Origin of the sequence: Thioalkalivibrio sp. ALE23, assembly GCF_000378545.1 — a bacterium.
GTDB lineage: Bacteria > Pseudomonadota > Gammaproteobacteria > Ectothiorhodospirales > Ectothiorhodospiraceae > Thioalkalivibrio.
This window is the reverse complement of record NZ_KB900035.1, coordinates 242,270-261,953: the sequence shown is the minus strand read 5'-3', so window position 1 is coordinate 261,953 and position 19,684 is coordinate 242,270. Positions and strand designations below refer to the sequence as shown.

The following is a 19,684-nucleotide window of genomic DNA, read 5'->3' as shown; positions in this document are numbered from 1 at the left end:
CTCCCGCCCCGGATCAGACCTTGATGTAGATCCAGCCTTCCGCCTGACGACGGGCAGCTTCGGCCACACCCGAATCAATGCGCTCGGCCTGTGGCAGGATATCGATATCCTGCAGCCCCTCTTCCCGCGCCAGGCGGCCGAGGGTCTCGTTGCAGGCCGTAAACCGCAGTCCGGGGTGTTCCCGGCTCAGACTGTCGACCCGCTCCGGGAACGGGGCCCGGTCCGCGCGCAGCATGTTGATGGCCTTGTTGTGCACCACGACCTGGACATTCAGCTGCCGGCCATCGCGCGCGGCCTCATTGAACATCGCCTCGATGTCGTCCAGCAGCTCCTCCATCGCGACCCGGTCGGCGTCATTGACATGCAGAAGGATCTGATCGGTCTCGCTGGCTGCATGGACCGGCTGCGGTGCGGCGGCTCCGCCCGCGGATTCGGCTTCCGCCATCTCCGTGAACAGGGCACTGACGGTGTCGTCGAGCTCGGGCACCCCCTGGCCTTCGGACGCCGTCGCATGGGCTGCCGAGCCGGTCCCGGCCCCGTCCACGAACCAGCCGGCGTCACGGGTCACCTCGTAACCGGCCACCGAGCCCAGCACCAGCGCCACGACACCGGCGGCCACCGATGAGAACCAGCCGGTACGCCGGGGACCACCCCTCGGCGAGCGGAGCAATCCCGCACCACCGGAGCGGCCGCCGGCACCGCCGTGGTCATCCGCGCCGCCACGGTGATCCCGGGCCGGCGGTTCCACGTCCTCGTACGCCATCGCCACCAGCTCCTTGAGCTGGTGCATGTCACAGACCTCACGGCTCAGGTGCTCGCTGGAGGCGATCGCCTGCAGGGTCTGCAGCCGGTCCTCCGGAGAGAATTCGCCATCGACGAAGGCGTTGAGAATCTCTTCGCTCGGACGGTCCTGCGCCTTGAGTCGGTCTTCAGCCATTCTGGCTCCTTACTACCCTGAGTTGCGGCCCCTCTTCAGCGGGTTCCGCGGCGGATTCCGTCGCCGCTGTGTCCTGCGGGGCCTGCTGCTGTTCCAGCAGCTGCTTTTTCAGTTGTGCCCGGGCGCGGCTGAGGCGGCTCATCACGGTGCCGATCGGGACGTCCAGCACTTCGGAGACCTCGGCATAGGCAAAGCCCTCCAGGTCGACCAGCGACACCACCTGCCGGTGATCGCTGCTGAGCCGGGCCATCGCCTGGTGCACGTCCGCCACCCGGCGGTTGCGCTCGGTCTGCTGCTCCGGGCAGTCCTCGCAGGCCAGCTCCATGTTGTCGACGTCCACCGTGTCCTTCTGCCGCCGTCCCCAGTCGCGGTAGCAGTTGGTCATGATGCGGAACACCCAGGACTTCAGGGCATTCTCGTCCTGCAACGACTTCAGCCGGGTGAGGGCCTTCATCATGGCCTCCTGCACCAGATCGTCGGCCAGCGCGGCGTCGTGACACCAGGCATAGGCCATGCGGTACATCTGCGGCCGCAGGTCGCAAACCTGCTGGCGCAGCCGCCTTTGCGCGAACCAGGTCGCCATTGTTCTGTCTCCTCACATCCTGCAGGCCGTCTGTGCGGCCCTGCTTGTTCTTGTACCCTGTAGGACGCGGTCCCCGGGGGCGCTATTCCCGGTCCCGGACCGGGTTGCCGCGCGCACGCGACACACTTCTGCAGTCAAGGATACGCAATGCCCTTCGATCCGCAACAGCTCGAGGCCTCGTTCGCCTTTGACCCGGACACCACAACGGACCTGCGCGAGCGCTGGGCGCAACTGATGACCGACGCGGTGTGGGCCGACCTCAAGACCGGCACCATCGGCGCGGTGCCACGCCTGCGCAAGCGCCTGCTGGAGCTGGGCGAAAACCTGCGCTCCCTGCTGTCCGATCGCGCCTGGATCCCGCACGAGCGCGAACGGGTAAAAGGGGCGATGGCCGCCAGCCTCAACCTGCGCGACAGCCTCAACCAGACCGACCGCGCGGCGAAACTGCTCAATGGCGGCGAGGACTTCGAGCGCTTCGAGGCCGACTACCTGGCTTTCCGCAAGGCGCTGCTGGCGTTCATCGAACACCACGAGCAGCTCTGGGGGGACCTCCTCGAGTCGCTTTACGAAGACGCCCCGGACGACGCGGACACGGACGAGGACTGATCCATGGGCGAGGAGATCGGCTCGGAGTACTTCACCCCGGAGGACCGTGAACGGTTCCGCCGGGCCCTGGCCCACGAGACCGATCTGCTGCTGACCTGGCTGGACAGCCACCGGGATACTCCGCGGGGTCCGACCACCCTGGGCTTCGAAATCGAGGCCTGGCTGTGCGACGCCGAGGGCCGGGCGCTGGCGGAGAACGGTGCCTTCCTGGAGGCGATGGACAGCCCGCTGGTGTCGCGCGAGCTGGCCCGCTTCAACGTGGAACTGAACACCAGCGTGTTCACCGCGGGCCCGGGCTGCTTCACCGCGATCCTGCAGGAGCTGCGGGACACCGTGAAACGGGCGGATCGCGCGGCCGCGCGCTTCAATGGCGGGATCCTGATGGCCGGCAGCCTCGCCACCCTGCCCCCGGAGGAGCTGGGCCAGCACCGCATGTCACCCCAGGCGCGCTTTCGCGCGCTGAACGAGGCGGTACTGGAGAACCGGGCGCGGCGGCCGCTGCACGTCGACATCCGCGGCCGCGAACACCTGCTGCATGACCACGACGACGTGATGCTGGAGGCCCTGGCCACGTCGTTCCAGGTGCATATCGGCTGCGCACCGGGTGAGGCGCATCGCAGCCTGAACGCGGCCATGGTCGCCAGCGCCCCGGTACTCGCGGCGGCCGGCAACTCGCCCTATCTGTTCGGGCACGAGCTGTGGGAAGAGAGCCGCATCCCGCTGTTCGAGCAGGCGGTGGAAAGCGGCGGCTTCGCCGACTCGGCCCGGGGGCCGATCCGCCGGGTCACCTTCGGCAGCGGTTATCTGCACCAGTCGGTGGGTGAGCTCTTCCGCGAGAACCGGGACCATTTTCCGGTGATGCTGCCGGTCGACCTGCAGCATCCGCCGGAGGATCTGGCCCATCTCGCGCTGCACAACGGCACCATCTGGCGCTGGAACCGGCCGATCGTCGGCACCGACGCCGGGGGGCGGCATCACCTGCGCGTGGAGTTTCGCTGCCTGCCCGCCGGCCCGTCGCTGATCGACATGCTGGCCAACGCCGCCTTCGCGCTGGGGGTGATCGAATGGCTGCGCGATGCTCCCGGGGACGGCACCGCCCACACCCCGTTCGCCGAAGCCCGCGACAACTTCTATCATGCCGCCCGCGAAGGCCTGCACGCGCGACTGCGCTGGGGCCACGCGGACCCGCTCCCGGCCCCGCGCCTGATCCGGCACCAGCTGCTGCCGCGGGCCGCCGAGGGCCTGGAGAACCTGGAGATCGACCCCGGCGAGCGCGACGCGCTGCTGGGCATCATCGCCGCGCGCGTGGACAGCGGCCAGACCGGAAGCGTCTGGCAGCGCCGCTGGGTCGCGCGACACGGACGCGACTGGGCGGGACTCGTGCGCGCCTATCGCGGCTGGCAGAACACCGGCGCCCCGGTACATACCTGGGGCCTGTAACCCGAGATACCGAATCATGCCGCAAGACCGACCCGCGATCCGCGAATATTTCGAGCTGCCCGACGGCTTTCTCGACGCCACGCCACGCACCCTGAGCGAGGTCGTGCCGGAACCGGCCCTGATCCACCTCGGCGGGCGCCGCGAGCCCGCGGTGGCCGTGGTGCTCCTGCTGCACGGCAACGAACCGGTCGGCCTGCATGCCATCCAGCAGCTGCTGCGCCACTACACCCATCGCGAGCTGCCGCGCGCGCTGACCCTGGTGATCGGCAACCCGCAGGCCGCCGCGCTGAACCAGCGCCACCTCGACCAGCAGCCCGACTTCAACCGGATCTGGCCGGGCACCGAACAGCCGGGATCGCCCGAGGCGGAGAGCTTCGCCGCACTGGTGGCCCGGCTGCGCGAGCGCGGGCTGTTCGCGGCCATCGACCTGCACAACAACACCGGACGCAACCCGCATTACGCCTGCATCAACCGCCTCGACCCGGCGTTCATGCAGCTGGCCGCCCTGTTCGGACGTACGGTGGTCTATTTCACCCGCCCGCGTGGCGTCGCCTCCATGGCCCTGGCCGAACTGGCGCCCTCGGTCACCCTGGAATGCGGGCACCCGGACGATGCCGCCGGGGTACAGCACGCCTTCGAGATGGTGGATGCGGTGCTGCACCTCAGCGCCTTCCCCGACCACCCGCCGGAGCGCGACGCGATCGACATCTACCACACCGTGGCGCGGGTGCGGCTGCGTCCGGGGATGCGGGCGAGCACCGGAACGGATGCGGACGTCCGCCTGGAACCCGACCTGGACCGGCTCAACTTCCAGATGCTGCCGGCCGGTTCCTGCCTGGTTCGGCGACAGCCGGAGGTGGACGACCCGCTGGTGGTCACCGCGGAGGACGGAGCGGAGGTCACCGGAACCTATCTGGAGACCCGCGGGGAGGAGATCCGCCTGCGGCGCGACGCGATGCCGTCGATGCTGACCCTCGACAGCCGGGTCATCACCCAGGACTGCCTTTGCTACCTGATGGAACCCATGGACATGGGGACACTCACCGGAAACGTCGGCTGAGGCGGGAGACGGGAATCAGGCGTCGCGCTCGATGCGCTCGACGATCTGAGCGGGGCGGTCACCCTTGCGGTAGTTCGACAGATCGGCGGTGGTCTCGGCAAAGGCCTTTTCGCGGGCCTCTTCGGTCTCGTACCAGCGACAGGCCTCCCAGTCGGGACCCAGCAGATGCGGCATGCGGAAGGTCGCGTCCTCGGGCATGCGAATGCGAATACCGTAACGTTTCATGGTTCGGGCCTGCGCGGGTAGTGGAAACAGCGCGCCAAGTGTAGCCATCCCCCGGAATCGCGGCAATACACGCCACCGGAGACCGAAGGTACGACCCGGCCAGAGCGTGAATACTTGTCCCGGCATCCACTCCGTACAGCCCGACGGGCAACCGGACGGACAATCAGGGCGCGACGAGGGCCAGGCGTCTTTGAATCTCAGTGGCGTTTTCGGATGCGATCCTGCGGAACGTGGAACCGACGCGGGTGTCTTCCGACACAGTCTGCCAGTACCCAATAGCGGTGTGACAGGCGGTGACCCAGACGCCCTGGTCACGGGGCAATGGCATGGCGGGATCGAACGTCAACCGGGGAAGCTCGCCACCCGGGAGCGGCGCGTACGCCATCGGCAGCATGTCGTACACCGGGCACAGGACGAGGCGGCCCTGATCCGGGCGAAAGGCGAGGTTGCCCGGATGCATGTCGCTATTGGCGATCAGTCGACCGAACCAGGTGATGTGACGGATAGCTGCAACCGCCTCCGGGGTCAGCAGACGCTTGTCGGCGAGCCCCGGGGCAAGGGTGTCCCATGCCGATGGCGCATGGCCGAGCAAGGCCGCGTTCACGGTCTCCAGCGTCACCACCGGGCTGCGGCCGACCAGGCCATGGCGATCGAAGCGTTCGACTTCCAGGAACGTGCGGCCCTGATGCTGGAGGATTCGGCTGGGCGGCCCCTGCACGCCGGGAAGCGCCGCGATCGCCTCCAGCGCCAGATGTTCCGCCACCAACAGATCCGACCAGCGCTGCATGGTCGCGGAATCATCCGCACCGGAGAATTTCACGATGACATGCGGGCTACGGCTGTCCTGCAATTCCCGGAGAGCGGTGAATTTCGGGAACTCACCCGCGGCGCTGGAGCCCGCGAGGCCCAGCGAGATGGCCTCCTCCGCCGCCTTCACATACATCCGTTCGATATCGTCCGCCCCGAGGACTGCGGGCGGATCCAGGCGAGCCTTTTGCCACTCATGGAACGCGGCGTCCCCGACGATCAGGTTACCCGGGAGGTCCGACCCCACACGACTCAGAACCCACAGGATATCGTCGTCACTCCAGGTATCCGGGCTGGACGAGACCCCCAGGGCATTCTGGAAGCGATGCGCCAGCTGGCGCCCGAGATAGCCCTGAGGGCGCATGTCATACAAAGGGTATGGCAACCCGTCCCACCAACCATCGCGGGTATGGTCGCTCTCCTCCACAGGCCAGTCCGAGCCACCGAAGTCGGCATGGCAGCCCTGCGGCTGAACGGGCGAGAGTTCCGTGAGTTCGTGCGGCCGGCCGGATTCATCAATCGTACGGATGGGGAGGGGCGCGAGGTCACCTCGCAGCGCTCGGCGCAGGGCGTAGCGAGTGCGCCGGGCCCGCCCGGCCGCAAGCACGGGCTCGGCCGTCTCCTGCAGCAGGCGGTGCAAGGTGGGGACCGACAACCCCAGTTCGCGGGCAAGATCGCCCGCACGCGCCGGCGCGAACCTGGCAAGCACCGGGCCGAGCCGCTGGTGCGCTGCTTCCCGCTTGCTCCTCATCGGAATCCACCCAAATGAAAGGATTATTGAGAAGATCTTAACCGATTAAGGTTCTGATTAATATGGCTGCAAAAGCCCACCCGGACATGGACTGAAACAATCACGGCGCCAGGGCGCGGAGCCGCTCCTGGCGAGAGAGGGAGTTCGAAGGGGTTGCCCCGGAGCGACCGCGCGCAATGGCCTGGCAGCAGTTCGGAGCTACAGGAAATGCCAGGCAAACATGCCCGGGCACCAGATGAGTACGGCGTGGGCACAACTGGGCACGGTGGGAGCCCAAACGAAAAAGGGCTGCCGAAGCAGCCCCTTGAATCTGGTTGGTGGCTACGCCCTGATTCGAACAGGGGACCCCATCATTATGAGTGATGTGCTCTAACCAGCTGAGCTACGTAGCCACGCGGGTTGCGAATTCTCCCGGGCCGGGATGGTGAAGTCAAGGCCCCGCCGGGTATCCGCCGTGTCAGATCTGCAGGCGTTCGACGATCCGTCCGTTCGCCAGGTGTTCTTCCAGGATCTCGTCGATGTCGCGCTCGTCCTGGTAGGTGTACCAGACGCCTTCGGGATACACCACCGCCACCGGGCCTTCGTTGCAGCGGTCCAGGCAGCCGGCGGTGTTCACCCGCACCTGCCCCTTGCCGTGGATGCCCATCTCCTTGGCCCGGTTCTTGGCATACGAGCGCATCTCGGTCGCCCCGTGATCCTCGCAGCAGTTGCCGTCTTCCCGGCAATTGGTACAGAAGAAGATATGCCGCTGGTAATAGCCCATGCGATGCTCCCGGATCAAATCCGCTTCATCATACTGTGTCCGGCCGGTTCAGCGAAAACGCCAGACCAGGCTGACCTCACTGATGGTATCGGTTTCCCATCCCTCCGCATCCCAGGCCTGAGCCTGCGAGACTGGTATGCTGACAAGCATGACGGAAGACAACAGTACGGCGGCAGAACGCGGTACACGCGACAACATGGGACCCTCCGGGTCAGCAGACGGGCCCGGGACCCTAGCAAAGCCGCTGGGGGGCTCCGACCAACCCTCGAAGTACACGGGGCTTTCGGCGGTGGATCAGTGCGTGCACTGCGGTCTGTGCCTGCCCCACTGCCCCACCTACGGACTGCACCGGCAGGAAGGCGACTCCCCGCGAGGTCGCCTGACCCTGATGCAGGGCCTGGCCCGCGGCGAGCTCGATCCCCAGTCCCCCCGCCTGCGCAGCCATCTGGAAGGCTGTCTCGGCTGCCGCTCCTGCGAGGCCGTGTGCCCGGCCGGAGTCCCCTTCGGTGCCCTGATGGACCGCACCCACGAAATCCTCCTTCAGGAATCGGAAACGCCGGCGAGCGCCCCGCTGCCCATGCCGCGCATGCTGCACGACCGCCTGTTGGGATCGCCCCGGCTGCGGCGACTCGCCGGCCTCGGGGCCCGGGCCGCCGCACGCCTGCCGCGCGCCGGGCTCCCGGGACTGGACGCCACCGTGCGCCGGGCCCTGGAACATGCGCGCCCCAGCCTCGCCCCGCCTCCCCGGCTGCGCGCCGACGGCCCGCCCGACGCGGTCGACGTGCTGCTGTTCACCGGCTGCATGGACGCCTTTTTCACGGGGCCGGACCTGGAAGCGGCCCTGACCGTCCTGCATGCGCTGGGTCTGAAGGTGGGCATCCCCCCCTCCCGGACCTGCTGCGGCGCCCTGGACCGACACGCCGGACGACCCGCGGCGGCCACGGAACTCGAGCGGCACAATCGCGAAGCCTTTGGTGCGGCCGAGGATGGCCCGCCGGTGATCGTCCTCGACAGCGGCTGCGAGGCGACCCTGCGCGAGGCCGCCGACAGCTTCCCCGGGACCCGCGCGACCAGCCTCACGCGTTTCGTCGCCCGACACCTGGCGGAACACGGCCCGCCCCGTGACGGCTGGCGCGAAGACCCGGTGCGCGTCGCCCTGCACCGCCCCTGCACCCAGCGCAACGTCACCCGCGAAGGCGAGATCCTGCCGACGCTGCTGCGCGGCCTGCCCGGCGTGACCCTCGCCGGGACCCCGTCCCTCCCCAACTGCTGTGGCGCGGGTGGCACCGCGATGCTCGCCTGGCCGGAACAGGCCGATGCCCTGGGGCAGCAGACCCTGCAGGCCCTGGGCACCGAGGCTCCTGACTGCATCGTCTCCGGCAACGTGGGTTGCCGGGTGCATCTGCGCGCCCTGCAGCCGCAATCGCCTGAAGACCCGCCGCTGCTCTCCCCGGCCCGTTTCCTTGCGGGGCGCCTCGCGGTAACCTGAGACAAGGCCCATACCCGAGCGCCCGCCATGCGCCGACTCTCCCCGCTGGATCATCTGATCACCCAGGCCGACGCCCTCGTCAAGGTCGTCTCCGGGCATGCCCGCTCCACCGGTCGCCCGTCGCCCGGGGGCGACGAACCCGGTCCGATGCTGGACGACCACGACCGTCAGGAAACCGGGCGGCTGATGCGGGTCAACCATGCCGGCGAGGTGGCCGCCCAGGGCCTGTATCAGGGACAGATGCTCACCGCCCGCACCCCGGCGATTCGCGCGCAGCTGGACCAGGCGGCACGCGAGGAAGGCGACCACCTGCACTGGTGCGCCCGGCGGGTCCACGAGATGGGCATGCACACCAGCCTGCTGACGCCCTTGTGGTACGTCAGCTCGCTGGGCGTGGGTGCGCTGGCCGGGCTGGCCGGGGACCGTTACAGCCTGGGCTTTGTCGACGAGACCGAGCGCCAGGTGGAGCAGCACCTGGACCGCCACCTGGACCGCCTGCCGCCCTCCGACACCGTGTCGGCGCGCATCCTCGAGCAAATGAAGCAGGAAGAGGTGGAACACGGGGCAAAGGCCATGGCGATGGGGGGTCGGACCCTGCCGTGGCCGGTGCGCAGCGTGCTGATGCCGCTGACCTCGAAGATCATGACGCACACCGCCTACCGGCTCTGAGCCCGGTTTCCCCGGGCCGGGCATCCCGCGCGGCGCGTCAGCTCCCGCGGCTCATGTTCTTGCCGTAGAAGATCTCCATCATCTCGTGCTTGAGCAGCTTGGCGATGCGCTTGGCTTCCTTCGCCGAGTAGTCGTCCTTGCCCAGCCCGAACAGGTAGTTGTCGAGGTCGAAATCCTTCAGCACCATCTTGGTGTGGAACAGGTACTCCTGGTACACGTTCACGTCCACCATCTGGTACTTGTCCTTGGTGTCGCGCGACAGGAAGTCCTGGATGGAGTTGATCTTGTGATCGATGAAATGCTTCTTGCCGCGCACGTCCCGGGTGAACCCCCGCACCCGGTAGTCCATGATCACGATGTCCGATTCGAAGCTGTGGATCAGGTAGTTCAGCGCGCGCAGCGGTGAAATGCGCCCGCAGGTGGACACGTCGATATCCGCGCGGAAGGTCGCGATCCCGCCCTCCGGATGCGCCTCCGGATAGGTGTGCACGGTGATGTGGCTCTTGTCGAGGTGACCGACCACGGTCTCCGGCAGCGGGCCCGGGCCCTCGGTGTAGCCGATCTGCTCGGTGGCCACCGGCTCCTCGGAGATCAGCATGGTCACCGACGCGCCCTGCGGGTCGTAGTCCTGGCGCGAGATGTCGAGGATGTTGGCACCGATCAGGTGCGCCACGTCCGTCAGGATCTGCGTCAGACGCTGGGCGTTGTAGGCCTCGTCGATGTAGGCGATGTACTCGTCGCGATGACGATCGCCCGACGCATAGCAGATGTCATAGATATTGAAGCTCAGGCTCTTGGTCAGGTTGTTGAAGCCGTGGAGCTTGATCTGCTTCTTGTGACGCGACATGGCGTACCCTCTTGCCCGGGCCGTAAGGAGCGGCGAATTGTAGAGACATCACGCGGCGAGTCAACGGCTTGCACCCGCCAGCGGCTCAGCGCGGAGCCGGCCCTTCCACGATCTCGAAATCATGGGTCACGCGGGCCGACGCCCCCAGCATCATCGACGCCGAACAGTATTTCTCGGCGGAGAGTTGCACCGCCCGTGCGACGTGCTTTTCCGACAGATCGTTCCCGTACACCCGGAAATGCACATGGATGTCGGTGAAGACCTTCGGCACCTCGTCGGCGCGGGTGCCGTCGATGTCCACCTGACAGTCCAGCACATCCTGCCGCGACTTCTTCAGCATCGCCACCACGTCGAAACTGGTGCAGCCGCCCAGTCCCAGCAGCAGCATCTCCATCGGCCGCGCCCCCAGGTTGCGCCCGCCGGCGTCCGGCGCCCCGTCCATCACCACCGCGTGGCCGCTGTCCGTCTCGCCGACGAAAGCCACACCGTCCAGCCATTTCACGCGTACCTGCATTTATCCACCCTGCCCGATGTTTTTGTGAACCCGTCGAAGCAGAATCGTCACCGAACCCCCCGCCGGGTGCATTACACTCTCGTGCACTACACTTTAACGTGTTCTCCCGATCGAACCGGTAATCATGAGCAAGCCTTCCGCAGTCCAAACGGCCACGCCCAACCATTCTCCGGCGATGGAGCGCCTGCTGGAACACTGCCAGCGCCGCCACTATCCGCGCCGCACCACCGTGATCCAGGCGGGCACGGTACCGGACACGCTGTACTACGTACTCGGCGGCTCGGTCTCCGTGCTGGGCGAGAACAACGGCCACGAACTGGTGCTGGCCTATCTCAACCGCGGCGAATTCTTCGGCGAGCTCGGGCTGTTCGAGGACGACCCGCGCAGCGCCACGGTTGTCACCCGCGAGGACACCGACACCGCGGAGATCCCCTACACGCGCTTCCGCGAGCTGGCGATGCGCGACCCCGAGATCCTGATGCTGCTGACCCGGCAGATCGCCGCCCGCCTGCGGCAGACCTCGCGCAAGGTCATGGACCTCGCCTTTGTCGACGTCACCGGCCGCATCGCGCACACCCTGCTCGACCTCGCTCAGCAACCCGACGCAATGACCCACCCAGACGGCATGCAGCTGCGCATCACCCGCCAGGAACTGGCGCGCATCGTCGGCTGCTCGCGCGAGATGGCCGGCCGCGTGCTCAAGGAACTGGAAGAACGCGGCCTGATCAGCGCGCACGGCAAGACCATCGTGGTCTACGGCACGCGCTGATCCCGCAGCCCCGGCTCAGCCCTCGCCGCGGAACAGCCGCCCGAGGGCTGCGCCCGGATCCTCCTCGCGCATGAAGGCCTCGCCCACGAGGAACGCATTCACGCCCGCCTCGCGCATCCGCTGCACGTCCTCGACGCTGTGGATGCCGCTCTCGGTCACCAGCAGCACGTCTTCCGGCACCCGGTCGAGCAGCTCCAGGGTGGTCTCCAGACGCGTCTCGAAACTGCGCAGATCGCGGTTGTTGATGCCGATCAGGTCCGCACCCAGGCGTACCGCGCGCTCCAGTTCCTCGGCGTCGTGCACCTCCACCAGCGGATCCATGCCCAGCTCGCGGGTCAGGAAGATCAGTTCGCCCAGGTTGGTGTCATCCAGCACCGCCGCAATCAGCAGCACCGCATCGGCCCCCAGCACCCGCGCCTCGTAGACCTGATACAGGTCGATCACGAAGTCCTTGCGCAGGATCGGCAGGTCGCAGGCCACGTGCGCCGCACGCAGGTCACCGTCGCGGCCCTTGAAGAAGCTCACGTCCGTCAGCACCGACAGGCAGGTGGCCCCGTGCTCGGCATACGAGCGGGCGAAGGCATCCGGGTTGAAGTTCGGACTGATCTGCCCCTTGCTGGGACTGGCCTTCTTGATCTCGGCGATCACCGCGGCGCGCCCGGCGTCGATGTCCGCCTGCAGCGCGGCGCGGAAACCGCGCGGCTCCTCCGCCGACGTCAGCCAGCCACGCAGTTCGCGCAGGGGCTGCACGTCGGAGCGCTCGATCAGCTCCTCGCGCTTGCGCTCGAGGATCCGCTCGAGGATATCGGGGGTGTCGTCACTCATGTTTCAACTCTCCTTTTGTGCCAGCCGCGTGGAGACGGCCTGCAGCTGTTCCAGTCGTTCGCGGGCAGCGCCGTTGTCGATCACCTCGGCGGCACGGCGTACGCCCGCCTCCAGGCTGGGCGCACCGCCGCCCACGAAGATCGCCGCGCCGGCGTTGAGCAGGACGATGTCGCGCGCGGGTCCCGGCGTACCCGCCAGCACGTCGCGCAGCATGGCCGCCGAGGCCGCCACGTCGGCGACCCGCACGGTGTCCAGGGCGGCGGTGCTCAGGCCGACATCCTCCGGCCGCAGGGTATATTCCGTAATCTCGCCGTCGCGCAGCTCCGCCACCCGGGTCGGCGCGCCGATGCTGATCTCGTCCAGCCCGTCCTCGGCGTTCACCACCATCACGTGTTCGGAACCCAGGCCCTTCAGGGCCTCCGCCAGCGGCCGCAGCCAGTCCGCGGAGAACACCCCCAGCACCTGGTTGGGCGCACCGGCCGGATTGGTCAGCGGCCCCAGCACGTTGAACAGCGTGCGCACGCCGAGCTCCCGGCGTGGCCCGATCGCATGGCGCATCGCCCCGTGATGGGCCGGGGCGAACAGGAAGCCGACCCCGACCTCCCGGATGCAGGTAGCCACCGCGTCGGGGCCCAGCTCCAGGTTTACGCCCAGGGTTTCCAGCACATCGGCGGAGCCCGAACGCGAGGACACCGACCGGTTGCCGTGCTTGGCCACCCGCACCCCGGCGGCCGCGGCCACCAGTGCCGAGGCGGTGGAGATGTTGAAGGTCCCGGAGGCATCGCCCCCGGTCCCGCAGGTATCCACCAGGCCGGCGCGCGGGACGTCCACCCGCGTGGCCAGTTCCCGCATCACCCCGGCGGCGGCGCGGATCTCGTCGATGGTCTCGCCCTTCATCCGCAGGGCGACCAGCAGGCCGCCGATCTGGGCATCGGTCGCCTCGCCGCCCATCACCGCGCGCATCACGGCGGTCATCTCGTCGGCGTCCAGGTCCTGGCGTTCAATCAGTCGGGCAATGGCTTGTGGCAGTGTCACTCTGGTTCTCCCGGATGGCGGGCAGCGGTGGCCCGGAGTCGGTCGGGGGTCAACGGGGCATCAGTGTAGGGAAACACGCGCCGTTACGCAGGCCGACCGGCCGCAGGGGCGCGCGGCACGTCGCGCGGACCGCCGCCCAGCCACCAGATCAGCGCCCCGACCGACCACACCACCAGGGCCCCCGCCACCAGGTGGCGCGGATCATCATCCAGATGGTCGACCAGGAACAGCGTCAGCAATGCACTGATCCCCAGCTGCACGAAGGCCTGCATGGCCGAGGCCATGCCGCGTGCCCCGGGGTAGCAGTCCAGCGCCAGCAGGGTCAGCGACGGCATGGCCGTGGCCAGGGCGAAACTGTACAGCGCGAACGGCCCGGTGATCGACACCACCGGTCCGTCCAGCCAGGCGCCGCCCCCGATCAGCACCAGGGCCGTTCCGCTCAGGCCCAGCCCGATGCTCACGGCCGCCTGCGGCGTCAGGCGCGCAGCCGTGCGCCCGGCCACGAACGCCCCCAGCAGCAGCCCCGCCACCAGCGGCAGGAACAGCCACCAGAAATCGCGTTCGTCCCCGCCCAGATGCTCGTAGATCAGCGTGGGCGAGGCCGCGATGAAGATGAACATCGCCCCGAACATCGCCGCGTGCACCCCCACCGGCCGCAGGAATCGCGGGTTGCGCAGGGTGCGCAGATAGCCCTGCACGATCGCCGGCGGCCGGCTGCGCACCCGCCCGACCGGCGGCAGCGTCTCCGGCAGGAACGCCCGCGCCGTCAGCAGCAGCACGCCGCCGTACAGCGCGAGGAAGGCGAACACCGAGCGCCAGCCAAAGCCGGCCTGCAGCCAGCCCCCGATGATGGGTGCGGCAGCCGGCCCGATGGAGAACACCATGGTGACCAGAGCAAAGACCCGGCGCGCATCGGTCGGGTCGAAACGGTCGCGCACCAGCGCCCTACCGACCACCACCCCGGTGGCCGCCGCCAGCCCCTGCAGGATGCGCAGGGTGACGACCTGCCAGTAGGCGGTGGACACCACCAGCAGAGCGGAGATCAGCAGATAGGCGAACAGCGCCCACAACACCACCGGGCGCCGCCCGAAGGCGTCCGACAGCGGACCGGTGACCAGCGTGGACAGGGCAAACGCCACCAGGTAGGCGGACAGCGTGGCCTGCATGGCCGCGGAATCCACCGCCAGGGATTCCGCCATCGCCGGAAACGATGGCAGATAGGTATCCAGCGAGAACGGCGCCAGCATCACCAGCGGCGCCACCAGCAGCGCGTAGCGCAGCCGGGTACGGCGGTCGCTCAATGACGGCACGGCAGTCGTCGCGCCGGGTGGTCACGCAAAGGCGTCTGGAGCGCGAACGCGCACATCGGTTCGCGTTTGCCCGGCGTCACGCCGGCTGCGGCAGGCGGCGCAGGAAGTTGTCCAGCAGCTCGTGGCCCTGACGGGTCAGGATGGACTCCGGGTGGAACTGTACGCCTTCCACATCCAGTTCACGGTGGCGCAGCCCCATGATCTCGTCACGCCTGCCGTCGGCGTGTTCCGTCCACGCGGTGACTTCCAGGCAGTCCGGCACCGAGCCGGCATCCACCACCAGCGAGTGATAGCGGGTGGCCTCCAGCGGGTTCTCCAGCCCGGTGAACACGCCCTGACCGGTGTGATGCACCGGCGAGGTCTTCCCGTGCATGATCTCGCGGGCGCGCACCACAGATCCGCCGAAGGCCTGCCCGATGGCCTGGTGCCCGAGGCAGACCCCGAGGATCGGGGTCTCGCCGGCGAAGCGCTCGATCACCGCCAGCGATACCCCGGCCTCGTTGGGCGTGCAGGGGCCCGGCGAGATGACGATCCCGGCGGGGTCCAGCGTGGCGATGTCCTCCGGGGTGATGCGGTCGTTGCGATGCACGGCCACCTCCGCCCCCAGCTCGCCCAGATACTGCACGAGGTTGTAGGTGAAGGAGTCATAGTTGTCGAGCATCAGGATCATGTCGGGCTCCCGGATGGCCTGGACGGCGAGTTGCGGACAAGCGTAGCGCGGCTCGAGGAACGAAGCCCGGAAACCCGGGCAAAAGGGGGTCCACCCGCGCCGGCGGCGAAATCAGCGGCGGTGGCGGCGCGGCCCCAGCCCGCCGAGCGCAGTCTCCGCCGCGCGCACCACGGCGCGGCCCTTGTTCAGGGTCTCCTGCCACTCGTTCTCGGGCACCGAGTCGTGGACCACGCCGGCCCCGGCCTGGATGTGCAGCTCGCCTTCGTGCAGCACCGCCGTACGGATGGCGATCGCGGTGTCCATGTTGCCGGACCAGGAGAGATACCCCACCGCCCCGGAGTACGGCCCGCGCTTGACCGGCTCCAGCTCGTCGATGATCTCCAGCGCTCGGATCTTGGGCGCGCCGCTGACCGTGCCGGCCGGGAAGGTCGCGCGCAGCACGTCCATCGCCGACAGCCCCGGCGCCAGCTCGCCTTCCACGTTGGAGACGATGTGCATCACGTGCGAATAGCGTTCCACCACCATGGTGTCGGTGACCCGCACCGAGCCGGTGCGGCTGACCCGGCCGGCATCATTGCGCCCCAGGTCGATCAGCATCAGATGTTCGGCGCGCTCCTTGGGATCGGCCAGCAGTTCGGCCTCCAGCGCGCGGTCCTCGTCCGGATCGCGCCCGCGCGGCCGGGTCCCGGCGATCGGGCGCACGGTCACGCGTTCGTCCTCCAGGCGCACCAGGATCTCCGGCGACGCGCCGACCACGTGGTGATCGCCCAGGTCCAGGTAATACATGTAGGGCGAAGGGTTCAGTTCGCGCAGGGCGCGGTAGAGATCCAGCGGCGGCGCGGAGAACGGCACGCTCATGCGCTGGGCCAGCACCACCTGCATCACGTCGCCGTCGAGGATGTACTGCTGCGCCTTCTCCACCGCGGCCTGGAAGCCCTCGGCCGACCACCCGGGGACATACTCCGGCACCGCGTGCGGATGCGGCGGATCGTCCGGCGGAACCAGCGGTTCGCCCAGACGGGTCTCGAGTTCGTCCAGGCGCTCGGACGCCACCGCCTGCCCGTCCGGCCGGGACGCATCGGCGTGCACGACCAGATACGCGCGACTGGACAGGTTGTCGTAGACCACGACTTCCTCGGACACCAGCAGCAGGATGTCCGGCAGGCCCAGTTCGTCAGGCTTGTCCGGGCCGTCCAGGCGCGGCTCGATGAGACGCACGGTCTCGAACCCGAAGTAGCCGACCAGTCCGCCGGTGAAGCGCGGCAGGCCCGGCAGATCGGCCACCCGGAAGCGCGCCTGATAGGCCTCGATCCAGGCCAGCGGGTCGGCCACGGTCTCGCGTTCGACCACCTCGCCGTCGGTCTCCACCGTGATCTCGTGGCCGTGCACCCTCACCAGGGTGCGGGCCGGCAGCCCCACGAACGAATAGCGCCCCCAGCGCTCGCCGCCCTGCACCGATTCGAACAGATACGAATACGGCCGGTTGGCCAGCTTGAGGAAGATCGACAGCGGGGTCTCGAGGTCGGCGAGCACCTCGCGCACCAGCGGGATGCGGTTATGCCCCTCGCGGGCGAGTTCGTCGAACTGTTCGGGGGTCATGGCGGACATTTCCTGGCAACGGGTCGGATGAAGGACGGCGGTTCAGAGGCCGTCGCGCCATCGTCCGGTCGCGGGGAAGCAGGCGTCCATGACCGGCCTCATGCCGCCCGTGCCGGCAGTCGCGCAGGGAGCTCGTCCAGACGGTCCAGCACCGCGTCCGGATTCTGGTCGCGGATGTCGTCCCCGTGATTGTAGCCGTAGGTCATGCAGACGATCTGGAATCCCGCCGCGCGCGCCGCCTTCACGTCGCTCTTCGAATCCCCGACCATCAGCGAATCCTCCGGCTTCACGCCCAGCTCGCGTGCGGCATGCCACAGGGGCTCGGGGTCCGGTTTTTTCTTGTCCAGGTCGTCGCCGGCGACCACGATCTCGAAGTCGTCGAGGATGCCCTTCTCCGCCAGCAACGGGCGGGTGAAGCAGCCCGCCTTGTTGGTCACGCAGCCCAGGCGGTAACCCTCGGCCTTCAACCGGTCCAGGCCCTCGCGCACGCCGGGATACAGCGGGCTGCGCCCGGCGGTGTTCTCCTGGTAGATCCGCATGAACACCGGCAGGGCCCGCTGGTACAGCTCCGGGTCGGGCTCGCCGTCGAGATCGTTGACCAGCGCACGCTGCACCAGCCGTTCGACGCCGTTGCCCACCCAGTTGCGCACCGCGGCCTCGCCGCGCTCGGGCAGACCGAGCTCGCGCATCATCGCGTCCACGCTCCAGGCCAGATCGGGCACGCTGTCGATCAGCGTGCCGTCCAGGTCGATCAGGATCATGGCGGGACGTTTCAGACTCACGCGAACCTCGCAGCGACGGGCGGAACGGACGGACGGGGCACCAACGCCTCAGGCGCCGGCCAGCTCCTCGCGCATCTTCTTGAGGATGCTGTCGTAGCGGTTCGGATCGGAATCCTCGCCCGCGCCGAAGATCGCCGAGCCGGCGACGAAGGTATCCGCGCCGGCCGCCTTGACCTCGCGGATGTTGTCGGCCTTCACGCCACCATCGATCTCCAGGCGGATTTCACGCCCGGAGGCGTCGATGCGCTGGCGCGCCTCGCGCAGCTTGTCCAGCGTGGCCGGGATGAACTTCTGCCCGCCGAAACCGGGGTTTACCGACATCAGCAGGATCATGTCGACCTTGTCCATCACGTAATCCAGATGCGACAGCGGGGTCGCCGGATTGAAGACCAGCCCGGCCTTGCAGCCCTCGCTCTTGATCAGCTGCAGGGTGCGGTCGATGTGGTCGGAGGCCTCCGGATGGAAGGTGATGTAGCTGGCACCGGCCTGGGCGAAATCCGGGATGATGCGGTCCACCGGCTTGACCATCAGGTGCACGTCGATCGGCGCCTGGATGCCGTGCTTGCGCAGGGCCTCGCAGACCAGCGGACCGATGGTCAGGTTGGGGACATAGTGGTTGTCCATCACGTCGAAGTGGACGATGTCGGCGCCCGAGTTGAGGACGTTCTCGACTTCCTCGCCCAGCCGGGCGAAATCGGCGGACAGGATGGACGGAGCAATCAGGTCGGGTTGTGCCATGCGGTGCCTCGCGAAGGTTAAATCGGGAAGGAGACCGGCGCGTGCCGGTTCTTCTGAACCGCAAAACTTTACCCGAAGGCGCGGCCCCGGGCAAAAATCCGGGACCGCGCAGCGGGGCCGACGAGCGTCGCCCCCGGGGCAAACCGCGCCTTATTCGGCGAACTCGGTCTCGATGAAGGCCGCCACGTTGGCGATGTCCTCGTCACTCAGCGACTGCGCGTGGGGGCGCATCAGCGCGGTGTTGTCGCCCACCTGCTCGCCGGCGCGGTAGCGTTCGAGCTTGTCGGTCACGTAGGCGGCGTCCTGACCCTTCAGGGCCGGGAAGATCGCTTGACCACGCCCGTCGGCCTGGTGGCAGCTGGCACACACGGCCTGGTACATGGACTGCCCGGCCTTGATGTCGGCCGCCTGCGCCGGGAGGGTGAAGGCGAGGGCCAGACCGGCCCCGGTCATCAGCGCGAATGCGTTCTTCATTGTTGTTGTCTCCTGCTGGATCCTTCGGGTTTTATGCACAGGGTCTCGACCGCTGCGTGGAAGGAACATTAGCAGGCACTTCCTGAACGGTTCATTAAACAAATGCTGATTTGATCGGGGCAGGTCAGCGTCCGTGGAGATAGCGCTCGTCCGACCAGGTGGCCAGCCAGCCCGGGCGCAGGACCACCAGGGCCGTGACCACGATGCCGTTGACCACCGACTCGGGCAGGATCAGCAGGGGGAGATAACGCACGTAGTCGCGATAGACCTCGTGCCAGGCCAGTTCGGTGAACAGGCCGTACACCGCCGCGGTACCCAGCACCGCGACCACCGCCGACAGCGCCCCTCCGAGGAAGGCGACCCCGTAGAGATAGATGAACATGTGCGGCGGCAGGCGGGTTTCGGTCAGGCGCAGCAGACCCCAGGTCACCGCCACCGGCAGAATGCCGGCCAGCAGCACGGTCAGGGGCACGGTCGACATCGGCAGCACGCCGAACAGTCCGAGCACGCCCACCACCAGAAACGCCAGCAGGATCGCCAGCTGCCAGCCGAACACCAGGGTCACTGCGGTCATGCCCATCAGGTGGAGGGCCAGGCCGTCCACGGTCTGCGCGCGCAGGGTCCAGATCACCAGCAGCGCGATGAATGCGCCGACGAACAGCTGCGCGCGACCGGGAAAGAAAAAGGCCTCCCAGGGCATGCGACGCAGCATCACGACCAGCCCCGTCCCGGTCAGCAGGGCCACCAGCACCTGGAGCGCGACGGGCAGATCGGCCGCACCCTCGGCCACG

At 68.1% G+C, this 19,684-nt stretch carries 22 protein-coding genes, 1 tRNA gene and 1 pseudogene; 6 read left to right on the top strand and 18 right to left on the bottom strand.

Features of this window, described 5'->3' with window-relative positions:
- Positions 1–13 precede the first annotated feature (13 nt).
- Complete coding sequence (locus tag F573_RS0111585; RefSeq protein WP_019022713.1) at positions 14–937, bottom strand: hypothetical protein; 924 nt, start codon at positions 935–937, stop codon at positions 14–16.
- On the bottom strand, positions 930–1,520 hold the full coding sequence (locus F573_RS0111580) for an RNA polymerase sigma factor (protein WP_018869729.1): 591 nt from the start codon (positions 1,518–1,520) through the stop codon (positions 930–932). The genes F573_RS0111585 and F573_RS0111580 overlap by 8 nt, the downstream gene beginning before the upstream one ends.
- Positions 1,521–1,667: 147 nt before the next feature.
- Here F573_RS0111580 and F573_RS0111575 point away from each other — a divergent pair, with 147 nt between their 5' ends.
- Genes F573_RS0111575 through F573_RS0111565 form a run of 3 tightly spaced genes read left to right on the top strand, consistent with a single transcriptional unit; the run spans position 1,668 to position 4,626 of the window.
- Positions 1,668–2,126, top strand: a complete 459-nt coding sequence (locus tag F573_RS0111575; protein WP_018869728.1) for a hypothetical protein — start codon at positions 1,668–1,670, stop codon at positions 2,124–2,126.
- A 3-nt stretch (positions 2,127–2,129) separates the two neighbouring features.
- Entirely contained in the window at positions 2,130–3,566 is a 1,437-nt protein-coding gene (locus tag F573_RS0111570; RefSeq protein ID WP_019022712.1) for a hypothetical protein, read from the top strand.
- Between the two features lie 16 nt (positions 3,567–3,582).
- Positions 3,583–4,626 (top strand): M14 family metallopeptidase, encoded by a 1,044-nt coding sequence (locus F573_RS0111565; RefSeq protein ID WP_019022711.1) that lies wholly within the window; start codon positions 3,583–3,585, stop codon positions 4,624–4,626.
- 15 nt (positions 4,627–4,641) lie between these two features.
- On the opposite strand, the gene F573_RS0111560 is transcribed toward F573_RS0111565, so the two are convergent.
- The 5 genes and pseudogenes from F573_RS0111560 to F573_RS15565 form a co-directional block, all read right to left on the bottom strand.
- Positions 4,642–4,851: a hypothetical protein gene (locus F573_RS0111560; RefSeq protein WP_024328285.1), complete on the bottom strand. Its 210-nt coding sequence runs from the start codon at positions 4,849–4,851 to the stop codon at positions 4,642–4,644.
- Positions 4,852–5,014: 163 nt separating this feature from the next.
- Positions 5,015–6,409 (bottom strand): type II toxin-antitoxin system HipA family toxin YjjJ, encoded by a 1,395-nt coding sequence (gene yjjJ, locus F573_RS14260; protein WP_019022710.1) that lies wholly within the window; start codon positions 6,407–6,409, stop codon positions 5,015–5,017.
- Between the two features lie 315 nt (positions 6,410–6,724).
- A tRNA-Met gene (locus F573_RS0111550) sits at positions 6,725–6,801 on the bottom strand.
- A gap of 65 nt (positions 6,802–6,866) precedes the next feature.
- Positions 6,867–7,172 carry a ferredoxin gene (locus tag F573_RS0111545; protein ID WP_018869723.1) on the bottom strand — a complete coding sequence of 102 codons (306 nt, stop codon included), beginning with the start codon at positions 7,170–7,172 and terminating at the stop codon, positions 6,867–6,869.
- Between the two features lie 66 nt (positions 7,173–7,238).
- Positions 7,239–7,370 (bottom strand): annotated as a pseudogene (locus F573_RS15565) (DUF481 domain-containing protein); the annotation flags it as partial.
- A gap of 103 nt (positions 7,371–7,473) precedes the next feature.
- Between F573_RS15565 and F573_RS0111540 the strand changes: the two are divergent.
- Both F573_RS0111540 and coq7 read left to right on the top strand, forming a co-directional pair.
- Positions 7,474–8,661, top strand: coding sequence for a (Fe-S)-binding protein (locus F573_RS0111540; RefSeq protein ID WP_081619218.1), 1,188 nt, complete (start codon positions 7,474–7,476; stop codon positions 8,659–8,661).
- Between the two features lie 27 nt (positions 8,662–8,688).
- Positions 8,689–9,330, top strand: coding sequence for a 2-polyprenyl-3-methyl-6-methoxy-1,4-benzoquinone monooxygenase (gene coq7 / locus F573_RS0111535; RefSeq protein WP_019022708.1), 642 nt, complete (start codon positions 8,689–8,691; stop codon positions 9,328–9,330).
- 37 nt (positions 9,331–9,367) lie between these two features.
- Here coq7 and speD read toward each other — a convergent pair whose 3' ends face one another.
- Positions 9,368–10,177: an adenosylmethionine decarboxylase gene (gene speD, locus F573_RS0111530; protein ID WP_018869719.1), complete on the bottom strand. Its 810-nt coding sequence runs from the start codon at positions 10,175–10,177 to the stop codon at positions 9,368–9,370.
- An 85-nt stretch (positions 10,178–10,262) separates the two neighbouring features.
- Positions 10,263–10,691 (bottom strand): OsmC family protein, encoded by a 429-nt coding sequence (locus F573_RS0111525; protein ID WP_018937151.1) that lies wholly within the window; start codon positions 10,689–10,691, stop codon positions 10,263–10,265.
- A 124-nt stretch (positions 10,692–10,815) separates the two neighbouring features.
- On the opposite strand from F573_RS0111525, the gene crp reads away from it, so the two are divergent.
- Positions 10,816–11,460, top strand: a complete 645-nt coding sequence (gene crp / locus F573_RS0111520) for a cAMP-activated global transcriptional regulator CRP (RefSeq protein ID WP_026279476.1) — start codon at positions 10,816–10,818, stop codon at positions 11,458–11,460.
- Between the two features lie 15 nt (positions 11,461–11,475).
- Here crp and trpC read toward each other — a convergent pair whose 3' ends face one another.
- The 9 genes from trpC to F573_RS0111475 all read right to left on the bottom strand — a co-directional run bounded on the left by trpC (position 11,476) and on the right by F573_RS0111475 (position 19,683).
- The gene (trpC, locus tag F573_RS0111515) at positions 11,476–12,285 is read right to left on the bottom strand and encodes an indole-3-glycerol phosphate synthase TrpC (protein ID WP_019022707.1); all 810 of its coding nucleotides are present in this window, start codon (positions 12,283–12,285) and stop codon (positions 11,476–11,478) included.
- A 3-nt stretch (positions 12,286–12,288) separates the two neighbouring features.
- Positions 12,289–13,320 (bottom strand): anthranilate phosphoribosyltransferase, encoded by a 1,032-nt coding sequence (gene trpD, locus F573_RS0111510; protein WP_019022706.1) that lies wholly within the window; start codon positions 13,318–13,320, stop codon positions 12,289–12,291.
- A gap of 83 nt (positions 13,321–13,403) precedes the next feature.
- Positions 13,404–14,621, bottom strand: a complete 1,218-nt coding sequence (locus F573_RS0111505; protein ID WP_019022705.1) for a multidrug effflux MFS transporter — start codon at positions 14,619–14,621, stop codon at positions 13,404–13,406.
- 85 nt (positions 14,622–14,706) lie between these two features.
- The gene (locus F573_RS0111500; RefSeq protein ID WP_019022704.1) at positions 14,707–15,300 is read right to left on the bottom strand and encodes an aminodeoxychorismate/anthranilate synthase component II; all 594 of its coding nucleotides are present in this window, start codon (positions 15,298–15,300) and stop codon (positions 14,707–14,709) included.
- A 111-nt stretch (positions 15,301–15,411) separates the two neighbouring features.
- Positions 15,412–16,899, bottom strand: a complete 1,488-nt coding sequence (gene trpE / locus F573_RS0111495; protein ID WP_018869712.1) for an anthranilate synthase component I — start codon at positions 16,897–16,899, stop codon at positions 15,412–15,414.
- Between the two features lie 98 nt (positions 16,900–16,997).
- Positions 16,998–17,681, bottom strand: a complete 684-nt coding sequence (locus F573_RS0111490; protein ID WP_026300895.1) for a phosphoglycolate phosphatase — start codon at positions 17,679–17,681, stop codon at positions 16,998–17,000.
- 48 nt (positions 17,682–17,729) lie between these two features.
- Positions 17,730–18,419 (bottom strand): ribulose-phosphate 3-epimerase, encoded by a 690-nt coding sequence (gene rpe, locus F573_RS0111485; RefSeq protein WP_019022702.1) that lies wholly within the window; start codon positions 18,417–18,419, stop codon positions 17,730–17,732.
- Between the two features lie 150 nt (positions 18,420–18,569).
- Positions 18,570–18,893, bottom strand: coding sequence for a c-type cytochrome (locus F573_RS0111480; RefSeq protein WP_018869709.1), 324 nt, complete (start codon positions 18,891–18,893; stop codon positions 18,570–18,572).
- Between the two features lie 124 nt (positions 18,894–19,017).
- The gene (locus F573_RS0111475) at positions 19,018–19,683 is read right to left on the bottom strand and encodes an energy-coupling factor ABC transporter permease (RefSeq protein ID WP_019022701.1); all 666 of its coding nucleotides are present in this window, start codon (positions 19,681–19,683) and stop codon (positions 19,018–19,020) included.
- Position 19,684: the final 1 nt, after the last annotated feature.

Bases quoted from the DNA above. Each gene is read 5' to 3' on its own strand.
- F573_RS0111585 (WP_019022713.1), bottom strand. From the start codon at position 937: ATGGCTGAAGACCGACTCAAGGCGCAGGACCGTCCGAGCGAAGAGATT.
- F573_RS0111580 (WP_018869729.1), bottom strand. From the start codon at position 1,520: ATGGCGACCTGGTTCGCGCAAAGGCGGCTGCGCCAGCAGGTTTGCGAC.
- F573_RS0111575 (WP_018869728.1), top strand. From the start codon at position 1,668: ATGCCCTTCGATCCGCAACAGCTCGAGGCCTCGTTCGCCTTTGACCCG.
- F573_RS0111570 (WP_019022712.1), top strand. From the start codon at position 2,130: ATGGGCGAGGAGATCGGCTCGGAGTACTTCACCCCGGAGGACCGTGAA.
- F573_RS0111565 (WP_019022711.1), top strand. From the start codon at position 3,583: ATGCCGCAAGACCGACCCGCGATCCGCGAATATTTCGAGCTGCCCGAC.
- F573_RS0111560 (WP_024328285.1), bottom strand. From the start codon at position 4,851: ATGAAACGTTACGGTATTCGCATTCGCATGCCCGAGGACGCGACCTTC.
- yjjJ (WP_019022710.1), bottom strand. From the start codon at position 6,409: ATGAGGAGCAAGCGGGAAGCAGCGCACCAGCGGCTCGGCCCGGTGCTT.
- F573_RS0111545 (WP_018869723.1), bottom strand. From the start codon at position 7,172: ATGGGCTATTACCAGCGGCATATCTTCTTCTGTACCAATTGCCGGGAA.
- coq7 (WP_019022708.1), top strand. From the start codon at position 8,689: ATGCGCCGACTCTCCCCGCTGGATCATCTGATCACCCAGGCCGACGCC.
- speD (WP_018869719.1), bottom strand. From the start codon at position 10,177: ATGTCGCGTCACAAGAAGCAGATCAAGCTCCACGGCTTCAACAACCTG.
- F573_RS0111525 (WP_018937151.1), bottom strand. From the start codon at position 10,691: ATGCAGGTACGCGTGAAATGGCTGGACGGTGTGGCTTTCGTCGGCGAG.
- crp (WP_026279476.1), top strand. From the start codon at position 10,816: ATGAGCAAGCCTTCCGCAGTCCAAACGGCCACGCCCAACCATTCTCCG.
- trpC (WP_019022707.1), bottom strand. From the start codon at position 12,285: ATGAGTGACGACACCCCCGATATCCTCGAGCGGATCCTCGAGCGCAAG.
- F573_RS0111500 (WP_019022704.1), bottom strand. From the start codon at position 15,300: ATGATCCTGATGCTCGACAACTATGACTCCTTCACCTACAACCTCGTG.
- trpE (WP_018869712.1), bottom strand. From the start codon at position 16,899: ATGACCCCCGAACAGTTCGACGAACTCGCCCGCGAGGGGCATAACCGC.
- rpe (WP_019022702.1), bottom strand. From the start codon at position 18,419: ATGGCACAACCCGACCTGATTGCTCCGTCCATCCTGTCCGCCGATTTC.
- F573_RS0111480 (WP_018869709.1), bottom strand. From the start codon at position 18,893: ATGAAGAACGCATTCGCGCTGATGACCGGGGCCGGTCTGGCCCTCGCC.